18 protein-coding genes are annotated in these 24,475 nt (G+C 56.8%); 11 read left to right on the forward strand and 7 right to left on the reverse strand.

Annotated features, from left to right (window positions below; translation table 11 throughout):
* Positions 1-836: aminotransferase class I/II-fold pyridoxal phosphate-dependent enzyme (locus AC0YKC_RS32805; protein ID WP_488514084.1), on the reverse strand; the 836-nt coding region annotated here is incomplete at its 3' end.
* A gap of 28 nt (positions 837-864) precedes the next feature.
* Positions 865-1,221, reverse strand: a complete 357-nt coding sequence (locus AC0YKC_RS32810) for an ArsR/SmtB family transcription factor (RefSeq protein ID WP_488514085.1) — start codon at positions 1,219-1,221, stop codon at positions 865-867.
* A gap of 1,103 nt (positions 1,222-2,324) precedes the next feature.
* Between AC0YKC_RS32810 and AC0YKC_RS32815 the strand changes: the two genes are divergently transcribed.
* The 3 genes from AC0YKC_RS32815 to AC0YKC_RS32825 all read left to right on the forward strand — a co-directional run bounded on the left by AC0YKC_RS32815 (position 2,325) and on the right by AC0YKC_RS32825 (position 11,048).
* Entirely contained in the window at positions 2,325-8,759 is a 6,435-nt protein-coding gene (locus tag AC0YKC_RS32815) for an amino acid adenylation domain-containing protein (protein WP_488514086.1), read from the forward strand.
* Between the two features lie 37 nt (positions 8,760-8,796).
* Complete coding sequence (locus AC0YKC_RS32820; RefSeq protein ID WP_488514087.1) at positions 8,797-10,185, forward strand: MATE family efflux transporter; 1,389 nt, start codon at positions 8,797-8,799, stop codon at positions 10,183-10,185.
* A 254-nt stretch (positions 10,186-10,439) separates the two neighbouring features.
* Positions 10,440-11,048 carry a 4'-phosphopantetheinyl transferase family protein gene (locus AC0YKC_RS32825; RefSeq protein ID WP_488514088.1) on the forward strand — a complete coding sequence of 203 codons (609 nt, stop codon included), beginning with the start codon at positions 10,440-10,442 and terminating at the stop codon, positions 11,046-11,048.
* On the opposite strand, the gene fcl is transcribed toward AC0YKC_RS32825, so the two are convergent.
* From fcl to AC0YKC_RS32840, 3 genes are all read right to left on the reverse strand, one after another.
* Positions 11,045-12,070 (reverse strand): GDP-L-fucose synthase, encoded by a 1,026-nt coding sequence (gene fcl, locus AC0YKC_RS32830; protein WP_488514089.1) that lies wholly within the window; start codon positions 12,068-12,070, stop codon positions 11,045-11,047. The genes AC0YKC_RS32825 and fcl overlap by 4 nt on opposite strands.
* Entirely contained in the window at positions 12,070-13,140 is a 1,071-nt protein-coding gene (gene gmd, locus AC0YKC_RS32835; RefSeq protein ID WP_488514090.1) for a GDP-mannose 4,6-dehydratase, read from the reverse strand. Before gmd ends, fcl begins: the two co-directional genes overlap by 1 nt.
* A gap of 226 nt (positions 13,141-13,366) precedes the next feature.
* On the reverse strand, positions 13,367-14,398 hold the full coding sequence (locus AC0YKC_RS32840) for a nodulation protein NodZ (RefSeq protein WP_488514091.1): 1,032 nt from the start codon (positions 14,396-14,398) through the stop codon (positions 13,367-13,369).
* 460 nt (positions 14,399-14,858) lie between these two features.
* Here AC0YKC_RS32840 and AC0YKC_RS32845 point away from each other — a divergent pair, with 460 nt between their 5' ends.
* From AC0YKC_RS32845 to AC0YKC_RS32865, 5 genes are read left to right on the forward strand one after another with little or no spacing between them, the layout of a single operon-like run.
* The gene (locus AC0YKC_RS32845) at positions 14,859-15,443 is read left to right on the forward strand and encodes a NodA family N-acyltransferase (protein WP_488514092.1); all 585 of its coding nucleotides are present in this window, start codon (positions 14,859-14,861) and stop codon (positions 15,441-15,443) included.
* On the forward strand, positions 15,440-16,090 hold the full coding sequence (nodB, locus tag AC0YKC_RS32850; protein WP_488514093.1) for a chitooligosaccharide deacetylase NodB: 651 nt from the start codon (positions 15,440-15,442) through the stop codon (positions 16,088-16,090). Before AC0YKC_RS32845 ends, nodB begins: the two co-directional genes overlap by 4 nt.
* Before the next feature lie 24 nt (positions 16,091-16,114).
* Entirely contained in the window at positions 16,115-17,395 is a 1,281-nt protein-coding gene (gene nodC / locus AC0YKC_RS32855; RefSeq protein WP_488514094.1) for a chitooligosaccharide synthase NodC, read from the forward strand.
* Positions 17,396-17,434: 39 nt separating this feature from the next.
* Complete coding sequence (nodI, locus tag AC0YKC_RS32860) at positions 17,435-18,463, forward strand: nodulation factor ABC transporter ATP-binding protein NodI (protein ID WP_488514095.1); 1,029 nt, start codon at positions 17,435-17,437, stop codon at positions 18,461-18,463.
* 4 nt (positions 18,464-18,467) lie between these two features.
* Positions 18,468-19,250 carry an ABC transporter permease gene (locus AC0YKC_RS32865; protein WP_488514096.1) on the forward strand — a complete coding sequence of 261 codons (783 nt, stop codon included), beginning with the start codon at positions 18,468-18,470 and terminating at the stop codon, positions 19,248-19,250.
* A 383-nt stretch (positions 19,251-19,633) separates the two neighbouring features.
* Here AC0YKC_RS32865 and AC0YKC_RS32870 read toward each other — a convergent pair whose 3' ends face one another.
* A complete protein-coding gene (locus tag AC0YKC_RS32870; RefSeq protein WP_488514097.1) occupies positions 19,634-20,794 on the reverse strand; it encodes a porin in 1,161 nt (386 codons plus the stop codon).
* 783 nt (positions 20,795-21,577) lie between these two features.
* Here AC0YKC_RS32870 and AC0YKC_RS32875 point away from each other — a divergent pair.
* The 3 genes from AC0YKC_RS32875 (at position 21,578) to groL (ending at position 24,092) form a co-directional block, all read left to right on the forward strand.
* Positions 21,578-21,802, forward strand: a complete 225-nt coding sequence (locus AC0YKC_RS32875; RefSeq protein WP_488514098.1) for a hypothetical protein — start codon at positions 21,578-21,580, stop codon at positions 21,800-21,802.
* Between the two features lie 287 nt (positions 21,803-22,089).
* Positions 22,090-22,404, forward strand: coding sequence for a co-chaperone GroES (gene groES, locus AC0YKC_RS32880; protein ID WP_488514099.1), 315 nt, complete (start codon positions 22,090-22,092; stop codon positions 22,402-22,404).
* 56 nt (positions 22,405-22,460) lie between these two features.
* A complete protein-coding gene (groL, locus tag AC0YKC_RS32885) occupies positions 22,461-24,092 on the forward strand; it encodes a chaperonin GroEL (RefSeq protein ID WP_488514100.1) in 1,632 nt (543 codons plus the stop codon).
* A 193-nt stretch (positions 24,093-24,285) separates the two neighbouring features.
* Here the strand turns inward: groL and AC0YKC_RS32890 are convergent.
* On the reverse strand, positions 24,286-24,475 hold a 190-nt coding region (locus AC0YKC_RS32890; RefSeq protein WP_488514101.1), incomplete at its 5' end, for a Ulp1 family isopeptidase.

Raw genomic sequence — 24,475 nt, forward strand, 5'->3', positions numbered from 1 at the left:
ACCGCCCGATCTATTCGCTTGGCGAGATTGACTTTGCTGTTTGGATGATACGCCGCTTGATAGCGATCTTCATTTCTTGACAGAATGAAGCCCCCGCGCGGCCCCCGTATTGACTTATGAGACGTGCTGCTGACGACGTCGCAATATGCCACGGGATTGGGATGCGCTCCTGCGGCGATCAGGCCACTGATGTGCGCGATGTCGGCGACGAGATAGGACTCCGCCTCCGACGCGATTTCGGCCATCGTGGCGTAGTCAAAGACACGAGGGTAAGCAGTTCCGCCGACCCAAATGAGTTTCGGCCGTTCCTGCTTGGCCGTCTCGCGCAAGCGATCATAGTCGATTTGCTGGGTCTCTTCGTGAAGCCGATAGGGAACGCGTTTATAATCAATACCCGAGAAGTTGACCGCCCATCCATGAGTCAGATGACCGCCACTGGGGAGAGGCAAGCCCATCACTTTGTCTCCCGGACTCAAAAGTGCACGAGAGACAGCTTGGTTCGCCGGCGAGCCGGAATAAGGTTGGACGTTGGCGTGTTCGCTGCCAAATAGCGCCCTCAGGCGTTCAATTGCGAGCTTCTCAAGCTCATCGACAATCTCGTTTCCCTCATAATAGCGGGCACCCGGGTACCCCTCGGCGTACTTGTTTGTGAAAATCGAGCCGGTCGCTTCCAGCACGGCCGAAGAGGCAAAATTCTCGGAAGCAATCAGTTTGAGCGTCGTCCGCTCCTGCCGCTCCTGTCTCAGAAGCAGTTCGTGAACCCGGCCATCAACCGCGGCCAACGGAGACCGCACACGTGCGTCGGGTTGGGCGGTGCTGTCGGCGGAAATGTCCATCGTGGGTTCGCGCTCCAACTGGATTGAACTATTTCACGATCAGGCAGGCAGTCCCTTTAGACCGCTCGCCTTGCATCGCTTCGAGTCGCTGTAGGTCTCGTTCATGATAGCCATCGGCGTGCGGCAGGAGATCGACCAGAAACTGAACCAGCCCACCGTCCTTGCCTCCTGCTTTGAGGTGGTACGAGCGCCACGGGCGTTGTTCGTCGCTGCAAAGAAACTTGGCTCTGGCGAGTAGCCGAACATGTTGCACAACCCGCTCGCGACGCAGACCTAGAATCTCAGCCAGTTCACAGACAGTTAAGTCCGCATGCGCGCAAAGCTCCAGTATTCGAAGGCGATCAAGATGCGCTGCCGTGCGAAGGCGACTGACAAGTGTCATCATCGGTAAGCATCAAGTCACATAGAAAAATGGGGCACTCGTCCTTCGGACATTGTCATTGGCATTCTCCGCATCTTGCATGTCTGCTGACATTACACGTCTCGGCTAGCGTACCATTTACAGCAGTTTGGAGTTGCTAAGAGTCTATGAATTTCTTTGAAAGATCTGTTGCAACGCCTCGACGGGATTTGGCGACGTGCTAATCATGCGGTGACTAGGGCAACAGGTGGCCAAATCGACAAGTGCTGAATATGGCAAATGATCCGGTGGCGCGCGTCACCGCATCATCGCGATCGCCGTCCGAGCTTTCAGTAGCGCTTGGTCGACCTTGGCCTCCATCTGATCGCGGCGGCCGCCGCCCATTCTCCCAACCGGTGTCGGCTTCCTAGCGCCGAACTACGTCGTAGCTGGCCACGCTTCTCTGGCGGTGCGATGCTCGTGACGCGTGTCCAAAACCTGACAGTAACATGTCAGGTTCATTACGCCTGCCATCTTGGACATTGTGGATTTTCGAAGCGCATCATGTGCTTTCTCCGCTGCGCGCGTTGGCACGGCGTTTGCTCACTGAGATACGGGAACATTGCGTGAGGGCTGCCTCGTCTCGCGCATAGCGTCGCGCAGCCTTTGGCAATAGCCTTGGAGAGCAACATGGTCTTGCAGATAGAGCCCCGGTTCCTTCGATTAAAGTGGAGACCTGGCCGACTGGGCAGCAGCCCTTCACGAATTTCCAGCCCTGGCAATCGAAGCATCTTGCGTAACTTGGTGCGGACCATGTGGCGGCCGTGCACCATCTGGTGCGGATGCAGCAGAACTACAGGCTGCAAACTTGAGGTCGTAGTCGCACCAATGAACACGCTCTGACGGGATTAAGGGGCGGACCAAATTCGACGCGCGGCAGATAGAGATGGTCCGAATCTGATCTATCGGATCGCGCTCGACCGCGCAGGCGAAACGAACAAGCTTTGGATGGCCCGGGCTGTGGGAATTCCGACCTTGTTCGTGGTCGACCGAGACCGCCGGCGCAACTTGGACTCCCAGAACGGGGCATACCCCAAAAATTGTAGGTTTCGAGTGCCGCGCAACTAGCGGCGCAGAGCTGGATTCGCATGTTTAACGAAAATCCACGTGAGAAGTACAATCTGGTCGGCCGTCGGTTCACCGATGTGATCGCGGCTATCGATGAAATCGGAGCATCGTTTCCGAACAGAATCGCGATTACGCATGGCGCGGCGGAACTCACCTATGGTGAGCTGCGCGTCATGTCGGCCAGCATCGCGAGCACTCTGCGGGAGCGCTGCGCGGTGGGAGCGATCGTGGGCTATTGGGGTGAACGAGATCCCAATTGGGCGGCTATAGTAATCGCAATCCTGAAGGGCGGCTCGACATACTTGCCGCTCGATCCATCTTTACCTGCCTCCCGCACTTCATTCATGGTCGAGCAGAGTGGATGCACTCTGATTATCGGGAAAGAGCGACCGGAAGCCCTGGTTCAACAAAACAGCCATGGCAATCGAGAATTCATGACGGTGCAGACCGCGCTAATAGGGGACGGTGCCGCTTCCGTGATGCCCTCTTCGACTGAACGCGGCCTGGCTTACATCTTGTTTACATCCGGTTCGACGGGTTGGCCAAAAGGTGCGATGGTCGAGCGCGCTGGACTAAACAACCATTTGACGGCCAAGATCGATGCGCTCGAGCTGACCGAAACGGACTGCATCGCTCAAACTGCTTCGCATTGCTTCGACATCTCGCTGTGGCAGCTCTTGGCAGGGCTATGCGTTGGAAGCCGCGTCGCGATTATCGACGATGCCACGCTTAGATCTCCGATCGCTCTTCTCAAGGCGCTCAGGGAACAGGGCGTCACGATTGTTCAATTCGTCCCATCGGTGCTTGCCATATTTGTTGAGTATCTGCAGACACTCCCGGTCGACGAGCGAGCCTTCAGTGCCTTGCGCATGATCTCAACGGTCGGCGAGCCGCTGACGCCTGCCTTGGCGCGCGCGTGGTTGGCACTGTATCCCCAAGTCCCAATTCTCAATCACTATGGCCCGACAGAATGTGCTGATGGGGTCACCCACCATGTGGTTTCTATCCCGCCTGGTGCAGCTGACACCTATGTACCGATCGGTCGGCCGATCTCCAATCTTGAAGTCTATGTCGCCGATGGATGGCGGCTGTGCAGGACGGGCGAAGTCGGCGAGATCTGTGTCAGCGGAGTGGGTGTCGCTGCTGGCTACATCAATGATTGCGCGCGTACCAAAGATGCCTTTTTTCCAAACCCGTTCTCCAGCCACCCATCCCATCGGCGCCTCTATAAAACTGGTGATCTCGGACGCTTCAGAGCTGACGGGCTGCTGGAATGTCTTGGCAGACGAGACCGTCAGGTCAAGATCCGGGGGCACCGGGTCGAGCTTGGAGAGATCGAGTCTCGGCTCTGCGCCCATCCTTCGGTCAGTGGCGCCGTCGCCGTAGCACCCGTCAATAAAGGCGTGAAGCTTGCAGCAAGAGACATAACGAAGGCCGACGGAGGCAACAGGCCAAGACGGATAGTGGCCTACGTGTCGGCCTCTCCCGAAGTCAGGGAAAGCGAACTCCGAAGCTTCGTTGCCGAAATGCTTCCTGCCTACATGGTCCCGGACCGCATCATTCATGTCGATCGCATTCCAATTACCAGAAACGGGAAAGTCGACTTTGCAGCTTTGCCGAACCCCACAACTATTCGCCCTCAGCTGCCGAATTCCTTCGAGGAACCAAAGACGGAGATGGAAAGCAGGCTGCGAGATATCTGGTCCAGCGTTCTTCGCATCAAAGGTATCGGCGTGAATGACCGGTTTATGGACCTTGGCGGGGACTCGCTGCGGGCGATGCTTGTACTAGCCCGGCTGCAGAGGCAGTTCGGGGCGAAGATGGATTTCAGGCTGGTGCTAAATGGGACCGTCAGGTCGCTGGCAGCATCGCTATCCAGCCGATCGGAAACCACGCACAACATGCCTCCCGCGGGCCAGGAGCACGGACGGTCAACGCTGACACGGGTGCAGGAACACCTGTGGTTCCTCTGGCAGCTCGATCCGGAGGCGAAGAACTACATCATTCAAGGTGGCCTGCGCATACGAGGAGCAATCGATCCTACTGCCTTCAATGAAGCTTGGATCGATGTCGTCGGGGCCCACGATGCGCTCTCGGCTCGTTTCAGCGACGACGACGGGCCTGTCCAGATTTTTGACAATCCGCACCCCAACTTAGAATTGGTTCACGCTGATCACTTTACGCCAAAAGAGGCTGAGGCGCTTGTGGCGGAGATGCGGCAGACCGAGCTCAATGACGCCTTTGATCTCAGCCAGGGCCGTTTGTTTCGTGCGCGCATGATCCGCTTTGCCCCAGACGATCATCTAATACTGATAACCGCGCACGAAATCATTATAGATGCCTGGTCAATCTCGATCCTGCTCAGAGACCTGCGAACGAGATACTCCAATGCTTCCCCGTTTCCTCCACAGCATCGTGTGTCGCTCTCGGCCTATGCGCTCTGGGAGGCTGTACACGTCACACCGGAATCGCTGGTTGAGCAGCAGCGCTATTGGCGTGGGCAGATTGGCGACAATCCGCCCGCGCTTTTGCTAGCGAGCGATCGACCCCGGCCGAAAGGAAATTCCTACCGCGGGGCCTCGCATGCGGTTCCGCTTGGCGAAGAACTGTCGGATCAAGTAAGGCGTTTTGCTCATCGGCACAGGTGCACCACATCCACGATGCTGTTGGCATGCTTTAAGCTCCTGTTGCGGATGTATAGCGGCCAGGACGACGTCATTGTCGGTATACCGCACGTCGTGCGCGACCAGACAGGCACCGAGGAGATCGTTGGTTTCTTCCTCAATATGCTGCCAATCCGGACCACGATCGATGTCAACAAGTCCTTTGTGGCTCACGTGACGCGTGTGCAAGCCCTTGTCAGCGATGCCATCGCGAATTCGGCGTATCCTTTCAGTTGGATGGTGAGGGACGCCCGATTGTACCGCGAAGCTGGGCGATCTCCGATCTTCCAGGTCATGTTCAATATGTATTCCGAACCGCAGGAGCCGCCGGCCGAACACGATTTGGATCTGACATTTCGCGAGTATGACACAGGCTATGTGAAGTTCGACCTTACCCTATATGCGCAAGACCAGGGCGATGAGATCGCGCTGCAACTGGCATATGCAGAAGACATTTTTTCAGGTGACCTGATCGCTCGCATGGCTGCCAACCTTCGCCAGCTTATTGCTGCCTGTGTCGATAGCCCTGCTGAGCCGATAGTCGCCCTGAACTGCCTGTGCCCCTCGGAGGTCGCCGTGCTGGACGCGCTCAAGGGCCCCGAGCAGGCATATGAAAACGAGCCTTCGCTCGTGGAGGCCTTCGATCACGTCAGCGCTAAGAACGACCGGGTGGCGTATTTCGGCGAGTTCGGAGAAGTCACGTTTGGCCAACTGCGCGAGCGCATGGCGGCGATCCAGTCCGCTCTGCGTACCTGCGAGGTAGGGCAGGGCGACATGGTCGCCATGCTGATCGATCGCTCACCAGATGTGGCCGCTACAACTTTGGCCATCCGAGCCATGCAGGCGACTGTCGTGCCTATATCGCCAGATTACCCGAAGGAACGGATCAGCCACATCATCAGAGATAGCCGTGCCAAGCTCCTGATCCACGCCAGCGCGGATGAAGAGATCGATTTCGGCGTCCCGTCCGTTAGCGTGTCCTCCCTGCAGGCCAGATCCTGCCCCACTCGGGCGTCGCACTGCGAGGTGGAGCGGCGTCATAACCACGCAGCGAGCCTGATCTACACGTCATCCTCCACGGGTAAAGCGAAAGGCGTTCTCATACCTGAGACCGCAATCCTCAATCGACTGAACTGGATGTGGCGATGCTTTCCGTTTGATGACGCCGAGGTGGCCGTCGTTCAGAAGTCGGGGGCACTTGTTGCAGCAGCATGGGAGTATTTTGGAGGCCTCCTGAGGGGCATCCCGACGCTGATCCTGACCGATGAATATTTGCTCGACCCCGACCTCTTGTTGAGTACCTTGACGAAGCATCGCGTGACTCGATTGTTCGCCTCCCCGCCCATTCTGTCCGGTCTGATCGCCTCCCAAAAGCGACATGCGCAAGCGACCAGCCTGCGCCTGGTCACAAGCAGTGCTGAACCAATGCCGCCATCGCTTCCTTCTCGTTGGCGCGAATGCTTTCCGGATGTGCCGTTATGGAATTTTTATGGCGCAACGGAATGCGCGTCCAATGCGGCAGTCTATGCAACATCGGAGACCGACGATGGCTCTAAAGTCGTGCCGATCGGGCGCCCGATCGACAATGTGAAAATCTACGTGCTCAATGCACAGCTTGAGCGGGTTCCCGTTGGGGTAGCAGGCGAACTGTGCGTCGCGGGACGCTGCCTAAGCACCGGGTACTGGCGGGACCGCAAGCGAACGAAGCAAAGTTTCGTGGCCAATCCATACGACAACGGCCAATACGGCCTTCTTTATCGCAGTGGCGATGTCGCTCGCGTCACAGCCGAAGGTCTTCTGGAGATCTGCGGTCGATCGGACAACCAAATCAAGCTCCGCGGTTTCCGAATCGAGTTGGAGGAAATCGAAACCGCCCTTGAAGCGCATCCTGGAATTGCCAGGGCCACCGCAATCGTTCGAGGGGCGGACGATAATCGCCGACTGGTGGCCATTGTGGTCCTAACCGACGACAGCCTTACCTCGCGAGATATGGTGAATCACCTACGGCAGGAATTGCCACCTTACATGATACCATCCGAGTTCCGCATTGTGGACCACATGCCACTCACGGCGAGCGGGAAAATAGATCGTTGCCGTCTCTCATCTGTCCGGTCGCGCGAGCTTCGGGGTGTGCAATCCCCTGAGCCGCGCACGCAACGGGAGCGACTTCTCGCCGGGATCTGGCAGGAATTGTTGAGCGTCAAATCCATCGGGATCGATGACAGTTTCTTTGATATTGGCGGAAACTCTCTTCTGAGCGTGCGTTGCGTTACATTAGCGCGTAAAGCCCGGCTGAGCTTGACCGTCGCCCAACTCTACAGAACACCGACCATTCGGGAATTGGCCAAGGAGATCGCATCGGCCACGACGAACTCTGCCTATGAGGTCCCCGCTGGACCGATGCGAGTGACTCCTGCCGTCTCCTCTTTGAACAGTCTTGTCGGGCTAGGCGAGCACTACAACATAGGCGACCTCTTCTTCCTGTCCGCAGGCGTTTTGAATCTATCAATCCTTGAAGACGCCCTTGCTCATGTCATTGGTCGGCACGAAGGACTGAGACTTCGAATAGTCCAAACCGAGAGCGGCCTATCCCAGGCAATCGGATCGGTACCCAATCCCCTCGTGGAGGAAATAGATCTGGTCGGCATAACCACGGCAGAACAGCTGACGATCATCGAAGGCGCCTGCGCAGAGCGTCAAACCAGCTTTCGGTTTGATGGCGAGACCCCTCTTGTCAGGCTTTCAGCCTTCCGGACATCAGAGCGCGGCGATTACTATCTGCTTGTTTTGATGCATCACTTCGTGGTGGACGGGACTGGGTACCGACTGTTCCTAAATGCACTGGAAACGGCCTACAATACGCTAGCCGCAGGCGGGACCATTGTGGATCAAGAGACGACGTCTCTCTCTCACTGGCTAGAGCGATTGGGCCATTACGCAGATAGCGAAGCGCCAACCGAACTCGAACATTGGGAGGGGATTCGATATGATCTGCTCGATCTGCATGTGAGCGATAGCGGATCGGGCACTGCGGAATTTTTGGATGAAACTGCCAGAAGGCTCCATTATGCACGGTTGGAGGGATTGTTAAATGAAGAATATTGCAGGCCATTTTGGCAAGATCAGGCCAAATATTGCGTAACGCTCGGCGAGGAGGAGACGGCCAGACTTCTCAATGTCTCGGCGAGATCTGCACAATGCGAGGATTTTGATATAGTCCTTTCGGCCCTGTCAGGGGCATTTGGCCGCGCATTCGGGAATTACTCGCTCTGGATCGACAGCCTCACATCGACCAGAGGTGAATTGTTCGACGACATCGATCCATCTCAGATCATCGGATTTGTCGGCGAACTGGTTCCGCTTCCCTTATATCTGACAGGGAAGGACACCCCTCGAGATCGCGCTCGTTCGATATATCGGCAGCGCAACGCGCTGCCGCGCCGGGGGATCGGTTTTCGGGCGATGAAGTTCTTGAACCGGGATCCGGCAGTGCGCAAGCGTATCGATCAATTGCCTTTGCCGAGAATCGGACTGAACTATCGAGCACAACTGCAACACCATTATCGACGGCGTCTGTTAGACAGAGATCCGCACTCGCTTTGGATCGGCCAAAATATGAAACAATCCGCCATGAACTACCTCTTCTGGTTTAATGTCGGATACGAAGCCGGCGAGCTGCAAATTGAAGTGAGATACGATCAAAGACAGGTCGGCTATGGAACGACCCGCAACCTGTGCACAATCTTGCACCAGGAACTGCTCCAGATAATCAACACATCTGCAGTGTGGTAGCCGTTCGCTCAACCGACGATAGGTCGGATGCGCGGAGATGAACAGGGCAATCGGAAGCATGGCAGCACCGGAAAAGCGCATTGATCTGTCCGATGAAAAACTTTCCCGCCTCATCGTCCGACTCGCCGTTCCTTCAATTATTGGCTTATCGATCAATGCGCTGCAGCAGTTCGTCAACGCGATGTTTGTGGGCACCCTCGGGGCCCAGGCTATCGCCGCCGTCAGCATGACTTTTCCGATAGTTCTCCTCCTCTTGGCAATCGGACAGGGTATCGGCGTTGGCACGGCGTCATTCGTGTCTAGTAATCTTGGCGCTGGCAACTCGCTTGAGGCGAACCGAGGCGCGAGCTTGGCACTCGCTCTCGCGATTCCGATCGGATTGGCGCTTACTGTCGGTCTGCTCCTGAGCCTGCGCCAGCTTCTCGCTTTGCTGGGCACCAGTCCGACAATCATGCCGGCCGCGCTCGAGTACGCATCGACGCTGCTGTTCGGCTACACTCTCATGCTGCTGAACGTGGTCAATGGGTTCATCGTAAGGGCCGAGGGCAATACACGATTCAGCATGTGGACCATGATCACGGCTTTCGCGCTGAATGCCTTGCTCGACCCTATCTTCATTTTTTTTCTCGGTCTGGGCGTTCGAGGAGCAGCGCTCGCGACGCTGTTGTCCCAGATCGCCGCTATCAGCCTCTACGTGGCATATTTCCTGAAGAAGCGTGGGCTTGTCCGTGTCGGAACTTCTTACGTTAGCTTTACGATGAGCCGCATCAAACGGATCGCGGCCGTTGGAGCGCCGGCAACCATCACCAGTATTTTGTCTGCCGTTGCATTCATGCTCTTCTACCGCGCCGCCGCACCATTTGGTGACGCTTCAGTTGCCGCTGTGGGAATAGCCGCGCGATTGTCAACGATCGGGACACTCCCAATTATAGGCTTCTGCATCGGCTCCCAGGCGGTGCTTGGTTTCGGTTGGGGAGCACAGGATTTCGCCCGGGTTGAGAAGGCCGCCAAGTTCATGCTTTCCATAACCGTCGCATTTTCAGTCAGCTTTTCCGCCCTGGTCCTGATATTTGCTCGACCAGTGGTTTCGCTTTTCAGCGATAACGTGGATGTAATCGATATCGCCGTCTACGCCTGTGTCGTTTTTCATCTTTTCTTCGGCCTCTTTGGCGTTCAGTGCGTTACGACCACCCTGCTTCAGTCATTGGGGAGAGTGCGGCTTAGCGCCATCGTTTCCCTAGCCAGGCAAGGCTATCTTTTCATACCTGCCATACTGCTGTTTCCAGCTATTTGGGGCTTTGACGGACTGCTGGCCAGCCAGGCAGTTGCCGAGTTGATGGCGGGGCTGATTGCTCTGTTTGTAATTCGCGGTCAGATCGGCGTCCTGAAGAATGCCCTCGCTGAGCTGGAGGAACGGTGGCGCTGACGTGAATAGCGATCATTTCGGTTCTGCCTCAAATGGTGGTTGAAGAACCAGATCCAGTACAAGGCCGGTCCGTGCGGACACACGAATGGTCACTCCGTCAACAAGGGCGAGGACAAAGGTCGGGAGTTGGCCGCAGCGCGCCCCCATGGGGCACCCGGTCGTGGTCGAGAAAGCGAGGACATCTGGATAGTTTGCTCCCCCCATATGTTGCTGTGCAAACCTGTCGAGCAACGAATGTCGGCACTGTCCCGGTGATGGCCGAAGAAGAGAGTGCAATCGCCACCACGGCCGAGAGCAGAAGACGTGAATTCTCGCTCGGGCGCGCCTGCGCCAGAGCGGCATTGTCCAAGCTCGGCGTTCCTCCTTGCGCAATCCCAAGGGGACCTGACCGTGAGCCGCTTTGGCCACCTGGTGTGGTTGGCAGCATAACACATTGTGCTGGATTCTATGCTGCCGCCGTCGCTCGCCATGAAGACTGCGCTGCGCTTGGAATCGATGCGGAAGTCGACGAGGAGTTGCCATCTGGCGTATTGCAGCTCGTCTCGGTTGACGAGGAACGGTATTGGCTGGCCAACGCGTCCGGCTGCCTCAATTGGGACCGGTTGCTTTTCAGTGCCAAGGAAAGCATCTTCAAGGCATGGTTCCCGCTCACACGTGAATGGCTAGGCTTCGAGGATGCCGTGGTCGCTATCATGCCCGACGAAGGCAAATTTCGTGCTCGCCTCCCTCACACATTCCGGCCGGCCAGAGATCATGCATGGGAGCTTCGCGGCCGGTTCATCATTGCCGATGGACTGATCCTCACTGCCGTCTTCGTTCCGGCGCTCAATCCGCTGTTGCGTTTTCCAGCCGTCGGACGCTAGGTGAGATACGTCCGGATTTGACGGGTGAACTCCGAAGCCGGCGGTTCTGCTGCGGGAGGTGCTCCCAGCCCGCTCACCGCAGTCTGTCTGTCCGCTACATTTCGGATAAACCAGTCATAAGTTTTGGCAATTCCCACCTCGATGGATGTTTTAGGGCGCCACCCCATCCCTAGCAGTTTTTCGCTGGATATAAGCTTTCTCGGCGTTCCGTCCGGCTTGGAGACATCAAGTTCTATATCACCTTTAAAGCCAACGACATCGCAAACGGCTCGTGCAAGCTCAAGAATAGTGATGTCGCTGCCGAAACCTACGTTAATGTGTTCTGCCTCAGAGTAATGTTTAAGCAGGAAAATCAAGGCGTCGGCACAATCTTCACAGTACAAGAACTCCCGACGGGGCGTTCCGCTTCCCCATACACACATCCGATCTAGGTTTTTGACCTTTGCATCGTGTGCCTTGCGTATCAATGCCGGCAGAACATGTCCTAAGCTAAGATCGAAGTTATCGCGAGGACCATAGAGGTTCGTCGGCATGGCCGAGATGAAGTCCACGCCATATTGCATGCGGTAGGCCTGACACAACTTAATGCCGGCGATCTTTGCGATCGCGTACCATTCGTTCGTCGGCTCGAGCGGACCAGTCAGGAGCGCGTCTTCTTTGATGGGTTGCGAAGCGTACTTCGGATAAATGCAACTCGACCCCAGAAAAACAAGCTTCTCAACGCCATTTCGAAACGAGGCGTCGATGACATTGGCCTCCATTATCAGGTTCTGGTAGATGAAATCGGCGGGCATAGTCGAGTTTGCCAGGATGCCGCCAACCCTCGCCGCAGCCATTACGACGGCGTCCGGTTTTTCTTTTGACAGAAATTGCAGAACGTCCTCTTGCCGCGTTAGATCAAGGGTTTGTCTATCCGCAACGATGACGTCGCAATCTTCTGAAGCAAGCGACTGTACTATGGCGCTGCCGACCATGCCTCGGTGTCCTGCAACCCAAACTCGTTTCCCGCTCAGCGAGTACATCAAATCCGACCCTCATAGTGTGACGTGCCGTTCATTAACTTCAGATCTTCCCTGGCCATTTCGCGGACAAGCTCCCTTACGCTCGTCTCGTGTCTCCAGCCCAGGACCTGCTGGGCTTTGGTCGGATCGCCTAAGAGAAGATCTACCTCCGTCGGTCTGAAGTAACGCGGATCTACCGCCACGATGCATTTGCCTGTGGCGACATCAATACCTCGTTCTTCGATGCCTTCTCCCAGCCATTCAATCGTCATTCCGACTTCGTCAAATGCCCATTCCACAAACGTGCGGACAGATGTTGTCACGCCCGTAGCCAGGACATAGTCGTCAGGGTTATCTTGCTGACACATCATCCACATGCCGCGCACATACTCGCGAGCATGGCCCCAATCACGTTGAGCGTCGAGATTGCCGAGGTAAAGCACTTCCTGTTTGCCGAGACTGATTGCTGCCGCGGCTCGCGTAATCTTGCGCGTGACAAATGTTTCACCACGAAGTGGGCTTTCGTGATTGAAAAGAATACCGTTGGATGCGTGGATGCCGTAAGCCTCTCTATAATTTACGACAGTCCAGTACGCGTAGAGTTTAGCGGCAGCGTAAGGTGAACGCGGGTAGAACGGTGTTTTTTCGTTCTGGGGGACCTGTTGAACCAACCCATATAACTCTGAAGATGACGCCTGGTAAAACCGCGTCCGACTGCTTAATCCAAGAATTCGGATAGATTCCAGCATGCGCAATGTACCTATCGCATCCGCGTTGGCGGTGTATTCAGGGGTCTCGAAGCTTACCTGGACGTGGCTTTGCGCGGCAAGGTTGTAGATTTCATCCGGTTGGGCTTGCTGAATAATGCGCAGCAAATTGGTTGCATCCGTCATATCTCCATAGTGGAGAAAAAGTCTGGCCTCAGGATCGTGCGGATCCTGATAAATGTGCTCAATTCGTCCGGTGTTGAATGATGATGAACGACGCTTTATGCCGTGAACTATGTAGCCTTTGTCCAACAGCAGTTCCGCAAGGTATGCCCCATCCTGTCCCGTTATGCCCGTTATCAAAGCTATTTTTTGGTTTGCCACCTTCGAAATCTCCGATGTGTTTGCTTGGCGCGAGGCGTTTGGGTGACTGCCCGGGTTCTCCAGCGAGATCATCCCTCGCTGGCGCAGATCATCAGACGGCGCCAGCGGTACGCCATGCGTAATGGGAGTGCCCCCACACTGTCGCGCCTTGGTGCCTTTTAGACGTCGGCCGCGGGACATAAGGCGTATGACTTGGCCCGCATCCCGTTGAGCACAACTAATGGCCCTATGCCTGTTCCTTGCATTCGCTGAATGGCCGCCAGAGCGCGTCTCGGCCGGGGCCAGAGATGTGACTGTTTTCTATCAAAATCAAACGTCTTGGGTCCTTCAGATCGAACTCAATTACCCGGGGTACGAAAAGGCGCGCATATCGGCTAAAGGCGCTTGTCGGGGGAAAACGAATGACGGTGTCGCAGCGCCCGAGAAGATACATCTCAACGAGGGCGGAAATTCCACCGTCAACGCCTTGTGCTGCGGTGTGTAAAGGACCCGCCCTGTCAGATCGGAAACGCTTGGGGACGGTGAGAAGATTGGGAAACCTTGCCGACACCTGATCCAGGACCTGCTCGCTGTCCGTGCACAAGAACACCCGGACAGGCCTTGAGTGCGGTAACGCTTTAGCTTCATCAATCGCGGTGCGCACTTGGCGAACGGCGAGCTCCGGATCACCCCAGTATGGGGCATGGTCCATTATGTCTTCACCGTTACCATGCCGAACATGAACTCCGATTATGCTGTGTCCCTCAAAACGCTCCTGATAGATGGCGTCTATGCGTGATTGAATTTCGGGCCGGAGCTTGACACTCTGGAACACCTGCCGCTCGGCATCCTCATCACAACGCCACATCAAACAAGCGTCACACACGACCGTGTTCGCTTCGACATCGTGCTCAGCCTTGAAGAGATCGCTTAATTCCTCGCGCTCTTGGAAGATCTGCTCATCTGGACGGTAAACGCAGTCGAGCGATGACCTATTCCACGACGCTGGGAAGAATGGTCCCGGGAAGGAAAAATCATTGATCCGGTCGTCGCAAACAACCGATACGCCAGCGATGTCTTTGATCGGCTGGAAGAACACCGGAAAGGCATTTGTGAAGGGTCGATCGAGATAGCAGGATCCGCGCCAGTCGATGACTAGCGTCCGCCCCGACCGCCGAGCGTAGTGCCAGGCCGCCGCAAGCGACCACAGACAGTCACCGAAACCCGTACGCCTGCGAGAGACGACAAACCGGCGCTTCTTCAATCCGCTAACCTGCATTCTTGATAGTCTCGTTTCAGAGAAGGAAACGAAGTTGCATCTGGTGATTCCCTCACGAGTCGGCCGCGACGTCGGACACCGTTGTGGGTTCCGTAACACTGCGGCGTGGAGCAGAAGAGCTCCCGCAGCACTGCCCACCCTTATCGCGCCACTCGCAAATGTTGACGACGATGCACTCGCTTCCTGTCGAATTTAGCGTGTTCTAATGGGTCGGGTCAGAATTTGTAAAATTGATTGTGTTGATGGGTTTTATCCATGTGGTGGATATCACCAGAAAAGCCTTCGACGACGGGGCAACCCCTGCATTCCCATGACATGCTCCAAGCCGCGAGACATTCACCGTTTGGATAAAAATGATCCAAAGAATCAATTTTACCTGCGGCGCGGAGAGCTATTAGAAGGCTCTGAATTAGTAAAAATACACCGGTCCCAAGTTCGGAGCGGTGCCAGGAGCACGCACATGCAGGTCCGGTGGACACAGTGCTGGGAGAGCGAGTTAGACCTCTCCGACCACACAGAGCTTTGTGAGTTTTTTCGAGCGACCTATGGGCCAACGGGTGCCTTTAACGCAAAACCATTTGAGAATGGTCGCAGCTGGGCCGGGGCACGGCCCGAGCTGCGTATCGTCGGCTACGACTCGCGCGGTGTGGCGGCTCACATTGGAGTATTACGCCGCTTCATCAAAGTTGGAGAGACTGACCAATTGGTGGGTGAACTAGGACTGTGGGGAGTCCGCCCAGACCTGGAAGGGCGTGGACTCGCTCATTCGATGCGGGCGTTGGTCCCTACACTTCGGCAGCTTGAAGTTCCATTTCTGTTCGGCACTGTGCGGCACGCTCTCTTCAAGCGTGTTGCTAGGCTCTGCCAAGACGGTCTGGCGACCATCCTTCCGGACGTTCGCGTCCGCTCCACCCTCGCAGATGTGTACCTCGACCTGCCCCCAACGCGGTTCGAGGAGCAACTCGTTGTTGTTTTTCCGATCGGACGTCCAATGAGCGAGTGGCCCTCCGGAACGTTCATTGACAGGAATGGTCCAGAGCTGTGAAACAACCGAATTGCAAATGCGAAGTGCCGCGTCTCTCCGCCGATGGCGCCGAAGATCGTAACGTTTACCTGACCTTCGACGATGGCCCAAATCCGCTGTCCACTCCCCAGATTCTGGATCTGCTGGCGGAACACCGTGTGCCGGCGACTTTCTTCGTCATTGGTGCTTACGCGAAAGACCGACCGGAACTCATCCGACGTATGGTTGCCGAAGGGCACGAGGTCGCTAACCACACGATGACTCATTTGGACCTGTCTACATGCGGTCCCGGTGAAATAGAACGCGAAATACTTGAGGGAAACAGTGCTATCCGGATGGCATGCCCCGACGCCTCGGTGCGACACATGCGAGCGCCATTTGGAGCCTGGACAGAAGAAGTACTTGCTGTCTCAACCAAGGCCGAAATGACGCCCGTGCACTGGTCGGTGGATCCTCGCGACTGGTCTAGCCCCGGGGTCGATGCCATTGTCGAGTCAGTCTTGGCATCGGTCCACCCCGGCGCGATTGTCCTTCTGCATGACGGATGCCCTCCCGGCGAGTCGAAGCCGGGCACTCAGGGCAGCCTGCGCGATCAGACGGTAGAGGCGCTATCTCGTATAATCCCTGCCTTGCATGACTGCGGATTTTCAATCCGCTCGCTTGCTTAGCATCATCAAACGAACGGTATTTCCATGGATCTGCTCGGTACCACCAGCAGCGTGGCCATTGCTTTATATGCGCTGCTCTCGACTGCTTACAAAGGCATGCAAGCCATTTATGCCTTGCCACCGAACTTGTCATCTGCGCCTGGAAGTGCCGCCGCTTCCGACACGCTGCCGAGCGTGGATGTCATTGTGCCGAGCTACAATGAGGAGCCGCGGACGCTTTGTGCTTGCTTGGCCTCCATTGCGGATCAAGATTATGCGGGAGAGGTGCGGGTCTATGTAGTCGATGACGGTTCTGCCAATCGGGATGCCGTCCTATCCGTGCAGGCGCATTATGCGCATAACCCGAAGTTTCACTTCATTTTACTGCCAAAGAACGTCGGAAAGCGTAAAGCGCAGATTGCCGCGATACGGCGTTCGTCGGGAGATTTGGTGCTCAACGTGGACTCGGATACCACAATCGCGTCCGACGTCGTTTCCAGACTTGTCCTGAAGATGAAGAATCCCGCGATAGGCGCGGCAATGGGGCAGCTCGTGGCTAGCAATCGCAGCGACACTTGGCTGACACGTTTGATCGATATGGAGTATTGGCTTGCTTGCAACGAGGAGCGAGCGGCGCAGGCTCGCTTCGGCGCTGTAATGTGTTGCTGCGGCCCCTGTGCCATGTACCGACGGTCCGCGCTCCTTTTGCTGCTCGATCAATATGAGACGCAATTCTTTAGGGGCAAGCCAAGCGACTTCGGCGAGGATCGCCATCTCACGATCCTTATGCTGAAGGCAGGCTTTCAAACGGAGTACGTCCCCGACGCCATCGCGGCCACCGTCGTTCCAAATAGGCTAAAACCGTATCTGCGCCAACAACTGCGCTGGGCAAGGAGTACGTTCCGGGACACCTTGCTTGGGCTGCGTCTACTATCTGGTCTCGATCGCTATCTGACGCTGGACGTGATCGGTCAGAACCTTGGTCCGCTACTTCTCGCCCTCTCGGTGCTGACGGGGCTCGCACAATTGGCACTGACCGCCACGGTTCCCTGGTCGACAATCCTCATGATTGGATCCATGACCGCGATACGCTGCAGCGTAGTGGCCCTGCGAGCGGGCCAACTTCGATTTCTCGCGTTCTCGCTGCACACACTCATCAACATCTTTCTCTTACTTCCCTTGAAAGCCTATGCGTTGTGTACATTGAGCAACAGCGATTGGTTGTCGCGCGGATCCGTGGCCAGCGTAGCCGATAGTGATGAGAAACTGAACGTCCTTCAAAGGCAAAGGCTGGCGGTGCCTCAGGGCCCTCGAAGTGACGGGTGATACTTGCGTTACTCTAGATGGACGAGCTTGAGTCGGGGCATGAATTTACTGCATCAGAAATCGACCGCGGATGGTCGGTCCCGGTGCGGTCCGAATCCGCTCGAGCAGGAGAACGACGGGCATGTAGACGCAGAACATTCTCCAGCTGACTGTGTTTCAGTCCCGGCGATTAATCTTGCGGGGGTAAGAAAGTCATATGGCGGCAGGTCCGTTGTCGACGGGCTCTCGTTCACGGTTGCGGCCGGGGAGTGCTTCGGTCTGCTGGGGCCGAACGGGGCGGGGAAAAGCACAATCGTGCGTATGGTCCTCGGCATGACACCGCCTCACGCAGGCAGCATCGCTGTGCTCGGAGTACCTGTGCCAGAAAGGGCTCGCCTGGCACGCAGCGGCATCGGCGTGGTTGCGCAGTTCGACAACCTTGATCTGGAATTCACGGTGCGCGAGAACCTGATGGTGTTTGGTCGTTACTTCGGGATGAGCACGCGCGAGATCGAAGCAGTCATCCCATCTCTGCTCGATTTCGCGCGCCTCGAGAGCAAAGCGAACTCGCGCGTTGCGGATCTGTCTGGCGGCATGAAGCGGCGCCTGACGCTTGCGCGTGCACTCATCAACGACCCACAGCTCCTGATATTGGACGAGCCGACTACCGGTCTCGACACGCACGCGCGCCACTTGATCTGGGAACGGTTACGGCACCTGTTGGCACGCGGCAAGACGATTCTCCTGACGACCCATTTCATGGATGAAGCAGAGCGGCTGTGCGATCGGTTATGCATCCTTGAAGAAGGGCGCAAGATTACCGAAGGTCGACCTCATGTGCTGATTGAGGAGCAGATCGGCTGTCAGGTGGTTGAGATATACGGTGGTAACCCGCGTGAGCTGAGCACGCTGGTCAGGCCTTATGCTCGGCGCTTGGAAGTGAGTGGAGAGACCCTCTTCTGCTATGCGACCAATCCGGATCAGATCCGCGCACAACTTCGTGAGCGGCCCGGCCTGCGACTTCTAGAGCGGCCGCCCAATCTTGAGGATGTCTTTTTGCGGCTCACTGGTCGGGAAATGAGGGATTAGACGGATGTGGGAACGTTATGCGACAGTTCTGCCCGCCAATGGGTGGAACTGGATTGCGGTGTGGCGTCGCAATTATCTGGCGTGGAAGAAGGTTGCGCTTGCTTCAATTCTCGGCAGCCTCGCCGATCCAATGATCTACTTCTTTGGCCTGGGCACCGGCTTCGGAATAATGGTAGGGCATGTTGAGGGTACATCGTACATCGCCTTTCTGGCAGCGGGGATGGTCGCCGCAAGCGCGATGACTGCGTCGACCTTCGAAACGCTTTATGCGGTCTACGGTCGTATGGGCGGAACCTGGGAAGCGATCCTGTGTACACAACTTTCTCTTGGCGATATCGTTCTAGGTGAATTGGCGTGGGCAGCCACCAAGGCCCTTGTGGCCGGTATAGGAATTACTGTTGTTGCTGCGATGCTAGGCTATGCGAAATGGGCGTCCGTCCTCTATGCCTTGCCATTCATCGCGCTTACGGGCTTTGCCTTCGCGAGCTTAGCCATGATTGTCACGGCCCTTGCACCCAGCTACGACTATTTCATATTCTACCAGACCCTTGTCGTCACCCCGATGCTGTTCTTGTCCGGCGCGCTCTTTCCGCTCACGCAACAACCCGACTCAATTCAGCGGCTGTCGCGTTTCTTGCCGCTGTCACATTCCATCGATCTCATTCGTCCGACGCTGCTTGGACGCTCAGTTGAAAGCGTCGGCCTGCACATCGGTGCGCTTTGCATCTACATAGTGATCCCGTTCATCCTGTCGCTGGGCCTGCTTCATAGGCGGCTGATGCGTTGACCAACGCTCGCATATCCGACCTGTATCGTCTGGATAGGTATTCCGAAGCATTTAGGCTGTAGATCTTGATCCAGCTTGTCGGTGGTCCGGAAAATCCCCGCGTCAGTTCCAAAGTAAGCAGCGGCGTCAAAGCGCCGACCGCCATCAGGCGCATTTGCCGGAGATGGCGGTCTCGGCATAGAGTGCCGCATACCGATAACGAACCCGACGTCCCCGGCCTGGGTGCAACGACATTGTCTCTGGCTTAGGGCGACCGTGAGACTTCCTTGCAGCACCGAAACAAGCCCATGTATCGCCGCCATGCACCCGGGCGACAAATGTCGCCTCGCTCCCATGCGACGTTTGGATGGGCTCACTCCAGCCAGATGCAGCATCTCATGCCCTTAAAATGAGCGTTGGAAACGCAGGATGCCGCCGACGCTGTTCTTTTTGTCGGCGTTAGTCCTATTCACGATGGAAGGGTCAGCCACGTTGACGGCGAAGTCGCCGTAGCGGTTATAGTCGATTTCAGCTGTAATCGTGAAATCGGGAACAAGAGAATAGGCGACATTGATAGCGACACCATAGTTCTCGAGCTGATCACCCGAGAGCTGAAGGTTGAACGTGGTTATCTCGTTGAACTTGTAAGTGGAGCCTGCCCAGAAAGCCCAGTTGCCGCCCCAAATTTTGTAGAAGCCGCGGCCGTGAGCGTCGATTGCGTTGGTGGAATCATCGTAGAGCTTGCCATTGGAGCCGTAGCCGAACATTCCGAATAGCGACAGTTCGTCGGTGACATTGATGTCAACGCGAAGCTTTCCGGCCACCGATTTGTAGCTGCTGTCATAGGCAGCGACGCCGGTGATCGCGCCCCATTGTTGTGTGTATTTCAGGCCACTGACTATGTGCGGAACGTAGCTGTCGACGGTGCCGACCGCGCCTTCGCCTTCTTCAAGCGAGACTACGGCCGAGAAGCCGTTACCGGCATCAAAATAGTACTGGACGACGTTAGTATCGAGATCGCCGTAGGGAACGAGCATCTGATTGAGCACGTTGGCAGGATAGCCGATAAACATGTCGAAGGCCGACCAGTCCTTGCCGACTCGGAGGTCACCAAGCTGAATCCAGGCGAAAGTCAGACCGAGGTCTCTGTTGGAAGCATAATCTTGACGGCCCTGATCCGAATACGCGGTACGGTTCCCGAAGTTCACGCGGGTTTCGGTATAGGTCTTCAACGTGCCGAACTCGGTTTCCTGATTGGTCCAGGTCTTTAGCGTGAAGCGGGCATTGTTCTGCCAGGCAGCGTTGGTGCTGCCGTCTTTGCGGTCGGTTGCCTTCGCACCATCGAACGACCCGGCGTCACCAAAGCCGATTTCGTAGCGGACATAGCCGCCGATGCGCAGGCAGGTTTCGGTGCCTGGGATATAGTAATAGCCCGTCCCATAGACGTCGCAGATCTTGACGTATTTGGCCGAGTCTTGCTCGGCGACGATCACGTCGACGGCACCGGCATCGGAAACTGCAATCAGGGCCGCAGCTGAGCCGACAAGAAGGCTCATGATGTTCATTCTTGATCTCCGTTCAAAGATAAAAAAGCGGAAGGACGTCAAGAGCGACCCCTCCGCTATCCCCACGATCAAAACGCGAGGCGCAATGCGCGGGATGACCAACCTCTCATGACAATGGTTTAAGAACAAAGGCGGCCAAGCTAAATAGTACTCTCAAGCGATAAGTATTTTTAGGAGTTTTACTTACCGGAGCGAGTGTGATGCCGCCATTTTTGAGCCAATCGCCATAAATCTATCTCCGCCAGTCTGTAGACCGTCACCACGTTTCCAGTTTGCCTACGCAAGTGACGTGCCATCTGATGACGCGGCTCCGGGTTAAACTCCAGTTGTCCGGTCGACCTTGGATCGCGGTTGCCTTGAGAAAAGCCGAGCAGGAAACGCAGACGTTTCGGGTACAGTTCTTATGTTCAATGCGCGACAGATTTCGTTCAATGGTGACAGGATTTGTTTGAGCCTCGACATTGAGACATCATACGGCCGCATCGCTCAGTGCGTCGGGACAGGGGCCGTAACTGTGATAGGCCTCAACACTGACAAAATATCGGGAGGTACGGTTCCCTCAAATTCCTGCAAGGAAGCCGACAAAATTGCGACGCGAGATTTGGTGTAACCAATTGAAAATCAAGATCGCTGCATCTGGCATGAAGCTTGCTATTTCACCTCTGACACTTATCAAAACGGTCGTTTCATGTGCCAACGTTTAAACAGGTATCATGCCTGACTGATGTGACTTATTCAGGGCGCAAACAGATGAAGGTTGTACACCAGGAATGGAGAAAACAGATGACCTATACGATGGCGGCAACGGCTTTCATGATTGTTTCGACTTTGGCATTCGCAATGGAAATAAATAAAGCCAGCGTGGCCGAGCATCGAGGTTTCGCATTACTGCCTATATCAACACGCATCCGTGGCAGCGGACAAAAATCACCCGTCGCCTCACTCAACGGGCAAGAAGACACTTCTTTCTCTTCATATCAATGCTGCAAGTTGAACTCATCTGCCTGATATGAGCATCTGACGCCTCGGCGTGCAGACCCGATACCCGCAGATACCCGGCACTCAGGATGACCCGGGGCGAACGTTGATCTCGCGCGCCTACGCGATAGACGTTGATCGTCCCATGGCGCAATCACCGAAGGCCATCGGAATTTCCTCAATCAGTCCACCTCTTGAAACGAAAGGAGCATTCGGCATGCGCGCGACGCCGCAAAGGTCGCGCGAACCCCATTCTGGTCCTGACTGCCCGGATCGGGGAAGGCTCTCGCAATCTGTTTGTCCTGAAGGAGAACGACATGACGTTCCGTCCATTGCATGATCGCGTACTCGTCCGCCGCATCGAGGCCGAGGAGAAGACCGCCGGCGGCATCATCATCCCTGACACCGCCAAGGAAAAGCCGCAGGAAGGCGAAGTCATCGCCGTCGGCGCGGGCGCTCGCGACGAGAGCGGGAAGCTCGTGCCCCTCGACGTGAGGGTCGATGACCGCGTCCTGTTCGGTAAGTGGTCGGGCACCGAGATCAAGCTCGATGACGAAGACCTGCTCATCATGAAGGAAAGCGACATCCTGGGCGTCATCGAGGTTTCGACCTCGGCCAGCCAGGCCGCGTAACCGAAACCCATGACACAAAGAGTCAACAAGAACTGCCTACTTGCTGGAGTGAACCAATGGCTGCCAAGGAAGTGAAATTTCATGCTGATGCCCGCGACCGCATGCTGCGCGGCGTCGACATTCTCGCTAATGCGGTGAAGGTCACGCTCGGTCCCAAAGGCCGCAACGTCGTCATCGACAAGTCGTTCGGCGCCCCGCGCATCACCAAGGACGGCGTCACCGTCGCCAAGGAGATCGAGCTCGAGGACAAGTTCGAGAACATGGGCGCGCAGATGGTGCGCGAGGTTGCTTCGAAGACCAGCGACATCGCCGGCGACGGCACTACCACCGCCACGGTGCTGGCGCAGTCGATCGTGACTGAGGGCGCCAAGGCGGTCGCCGCTGGCATGAACCCGATGGATTTGAAGCGCGGCATCGACAAGGCGGTGGAAGCGATCCTCGCCGATTTAAAGGCCAATGCCCGCAAGGTAACGAAGAACGACGAAATCGCCCAGGTCGGCACGATTTCGGCCAATGGCGACGCAGAGATTGGCCGCTTCCTGGCTGAAGCGATGCAGAAGGTCGGCAACGAAGGCGTCATCACGGTCGAGGAAGCCAAGACCGCCGAGACCGAGCTGGAAGTGGTCGAAGGCATGCAGTTCGACCGCGGCTATCTCAGCCCGTATTTCATCACCAACCAAGACAAGATGCGCGTCGAGCTCGAAGAGCCCTACGTGCTCATTCACGAGAAGAAGCTGGCCAATCTGCAAGCCTTGGTGCCGTTGCTGGAGGCCGTGGTGCAGTCCGGCAAGCCGCTGCTGATCATCGCCGAGGACGTCGAGGGCGAGGCGCTGGCCACGCTCGTTGTCAACAAGCTACGCGGCGGACTGAAGGTCGCCGCCGTCAAGGCCCCCGGCTTCGGCGACCGCCGCAAGGCGATGCTGGAGGATATTGCCATCCTGACCGGCGGCACGGCCATCAGCGAGGATCTCGGCGTCAAGCTGGAGAATGTTACACTGGAAATGCTCGGCCGCGCTCGCAAGGTGGACATCGACAAGGAGAACACCACCATCGTCGATGGTGCCGGCCATAAGGACGAAATCAACAGCCGCGTTGCTCAAATTCGGGTGCAGGTTGACGAGACCACTTCCGACTACGACCGCGAGAAGCTGCAGGAGCGCCTCGCCAAGCTCGCCGGCGGCGTCGCCGTGATCCGCGTCGGCGGCTCGACGGAAGTCGAGGTCAAGGAGCGTAAGGACCGCGTCGACGACGCGCTGCACGCCACCCGCGCGGCTGTCGAGGAAGGTGTCTTGCCGGGCGGCGGCGTGGCACTACTCAGGACAGCAAGGGCGCTCGACAATGTCGCTGTAGACAACCCGGACCAGAAGACCGGCGTCGACATCGTGCGGCGCGCGATCGAGGCTCCCGCTCGCCAGATCGCCGAAAACAGCGGCGCGGAAGGCTCCATTATCGTGGGCAGGGTTCGCGAAAAGCCCGATTTTGGCTATGGCTGGAACGCGCAGACCAACGAATTCGGCGATCTCTTCGGCCAAGGCGTTATCGATCCTGCCAAGGTCGTGCGCACGGCGCTGCAGGATGCCGCTTCCGTAGCCGGCCTGCTTGTCACCACCGAGGCGATGGTGGCCGAGAAGCCGAAGAAGGACACCCCCGCTCCGGCGATTCCCGGCGGCGGCGGCATGGACTTTTGATCAATTGAAGGGGAAGTGCTCGCCCCCGTGGGAACGAGCACTTCCCGGGGCCGGGGATCGCCACGAATGAGGCGCCCGGGTGGGGAATGCCCCTTCGCCGGGCGTGCGCCTCCCACGCCTCTCGGACCCGAGTCCCAGGCCGTAGGCGTGAGGTGCTCCAGTCTAAATTTAAGCTATCCCGCCATGGCGAACTTCAGCCCCTCAGTCGGTTTTGCAGTGCCTGCCGATCGGCAAGGAGCCCGTCGAGGTCCAGCAGGACTGGCTGCCCTGGTTGCGCCAATCGCCTAACCAGCTCGCGTGTGCCGTCCACCACAAAGACGCCGCAATCATGACCGTTTCGCTGTTGGGGGATGCGGGGTGACTCCAAGCGCGCGCCCAGCCTT

The sequence above is a fragment of the Mesorhizobium sp. CNPSo 4661 genome (assembly GCF_057784215.1).

Excerpts from the sequence above, each read along its gene's own strand:
- AC0YKC_RS32810 (WP_488514085.1), bottom strand. The coding sequence starts at position 1,221 with ATGATGACACTTGTCAGTCGCCTTCGCACGGCAGCGCATCTTGATCGC.
- AC0YKC_RS32840 (WP_488514091.1), bottom strand. The coding sequence starts at position 14,398 with ATGCAGGTTAGCGGATTGAAGAAGCGCCGGTTTGTCGTCTCTCGCAGG.
- fcl (WP_488514089.1), bottom strand. The coding sequence starts at position 12,070 with ATGTACTCGCTGAGCGGGAAACGAGTTTGGGTTGCAGGACACCGAGGC.
- AC0YKC_RS32845 (WP_488514092.1), top strand. The coding sequence starts at position 14,859 with ATGCAGGTCCGGTGGACACAGTGCTGGGAGAGCGAGTTAGACCTCTCC.
- AC0YKC_RS32875 (WP_488514098.1), top strand. The coding sequence starts at position 21,578 with ATGACCTATACGATGGCGGCAACGGCTTTCATGATTGTTTCGACTTTG.
- AC0YKC_RS32865 (WP_488514096.1), top strand. The coding sequence starts at position 18,468 with ATGTGGGAACGTTATGCGACAGTTCTGCCCGCCAATGGGTGGAACTGG.
- AC0YKC_RS32820 (WP_488514087.1), top strand. The coding sequence starts at position 8,797 with ATGAACAGGGCAATCGGAAGCATGGCAGCACCGGAAAAGCGCATTGAT.
- AC0YKC_RS32825 (WP_488514088.1), top strand. The coding sequence starts at position 10,440 with ATGGCCGAAGAAGAGAGTGCAATCGCCACCACGGCCGAGAGCAGAAGA.
- nodC (WP_488514094.1), top strand. The coding sequence starts at position 16,115 with ATGGATCTGCTCGGTACCACCAGCAGCGTGGCCATTGCTTTATATGCG.
- AC0YKC_RS32815 (WP_488514086.1), top strand. The coding sequence starts at position 2,325 with ATGTTTAACGAAAATCCACGTGAGAAGTACAATCTGGTCGGCCGTCGG.
- groES (WP_488514099.1), top strand. The coding sequence starts at position 22,090 with ATGACGTTCCGTCCATTGCATGATCGCGTACTCGTCCGCCGCATCGAG.
- groL (WP_488514100.1), top strand. The coding sequence starts at position 22,461 with ATGGCTGCCAAGGAAGTGAAATTTCATGCTGATGCCCGCGACCGCATG.
- nodI (WP_488514095.1), top strand. The coding sequence starts at position 17,435 with ATGAATTTACTGCATCAGAAATCGACCGCGGATGGTCGGTCCCGGTGC.
- AC0YKC_RS32870 (WP_488514097.1), bottom strand. The coding sequence starts at position 20,794 with ATGAACATCATGAGCCTTCTTGTCGGCTCAGCTGCGGCCCTGATTGCA.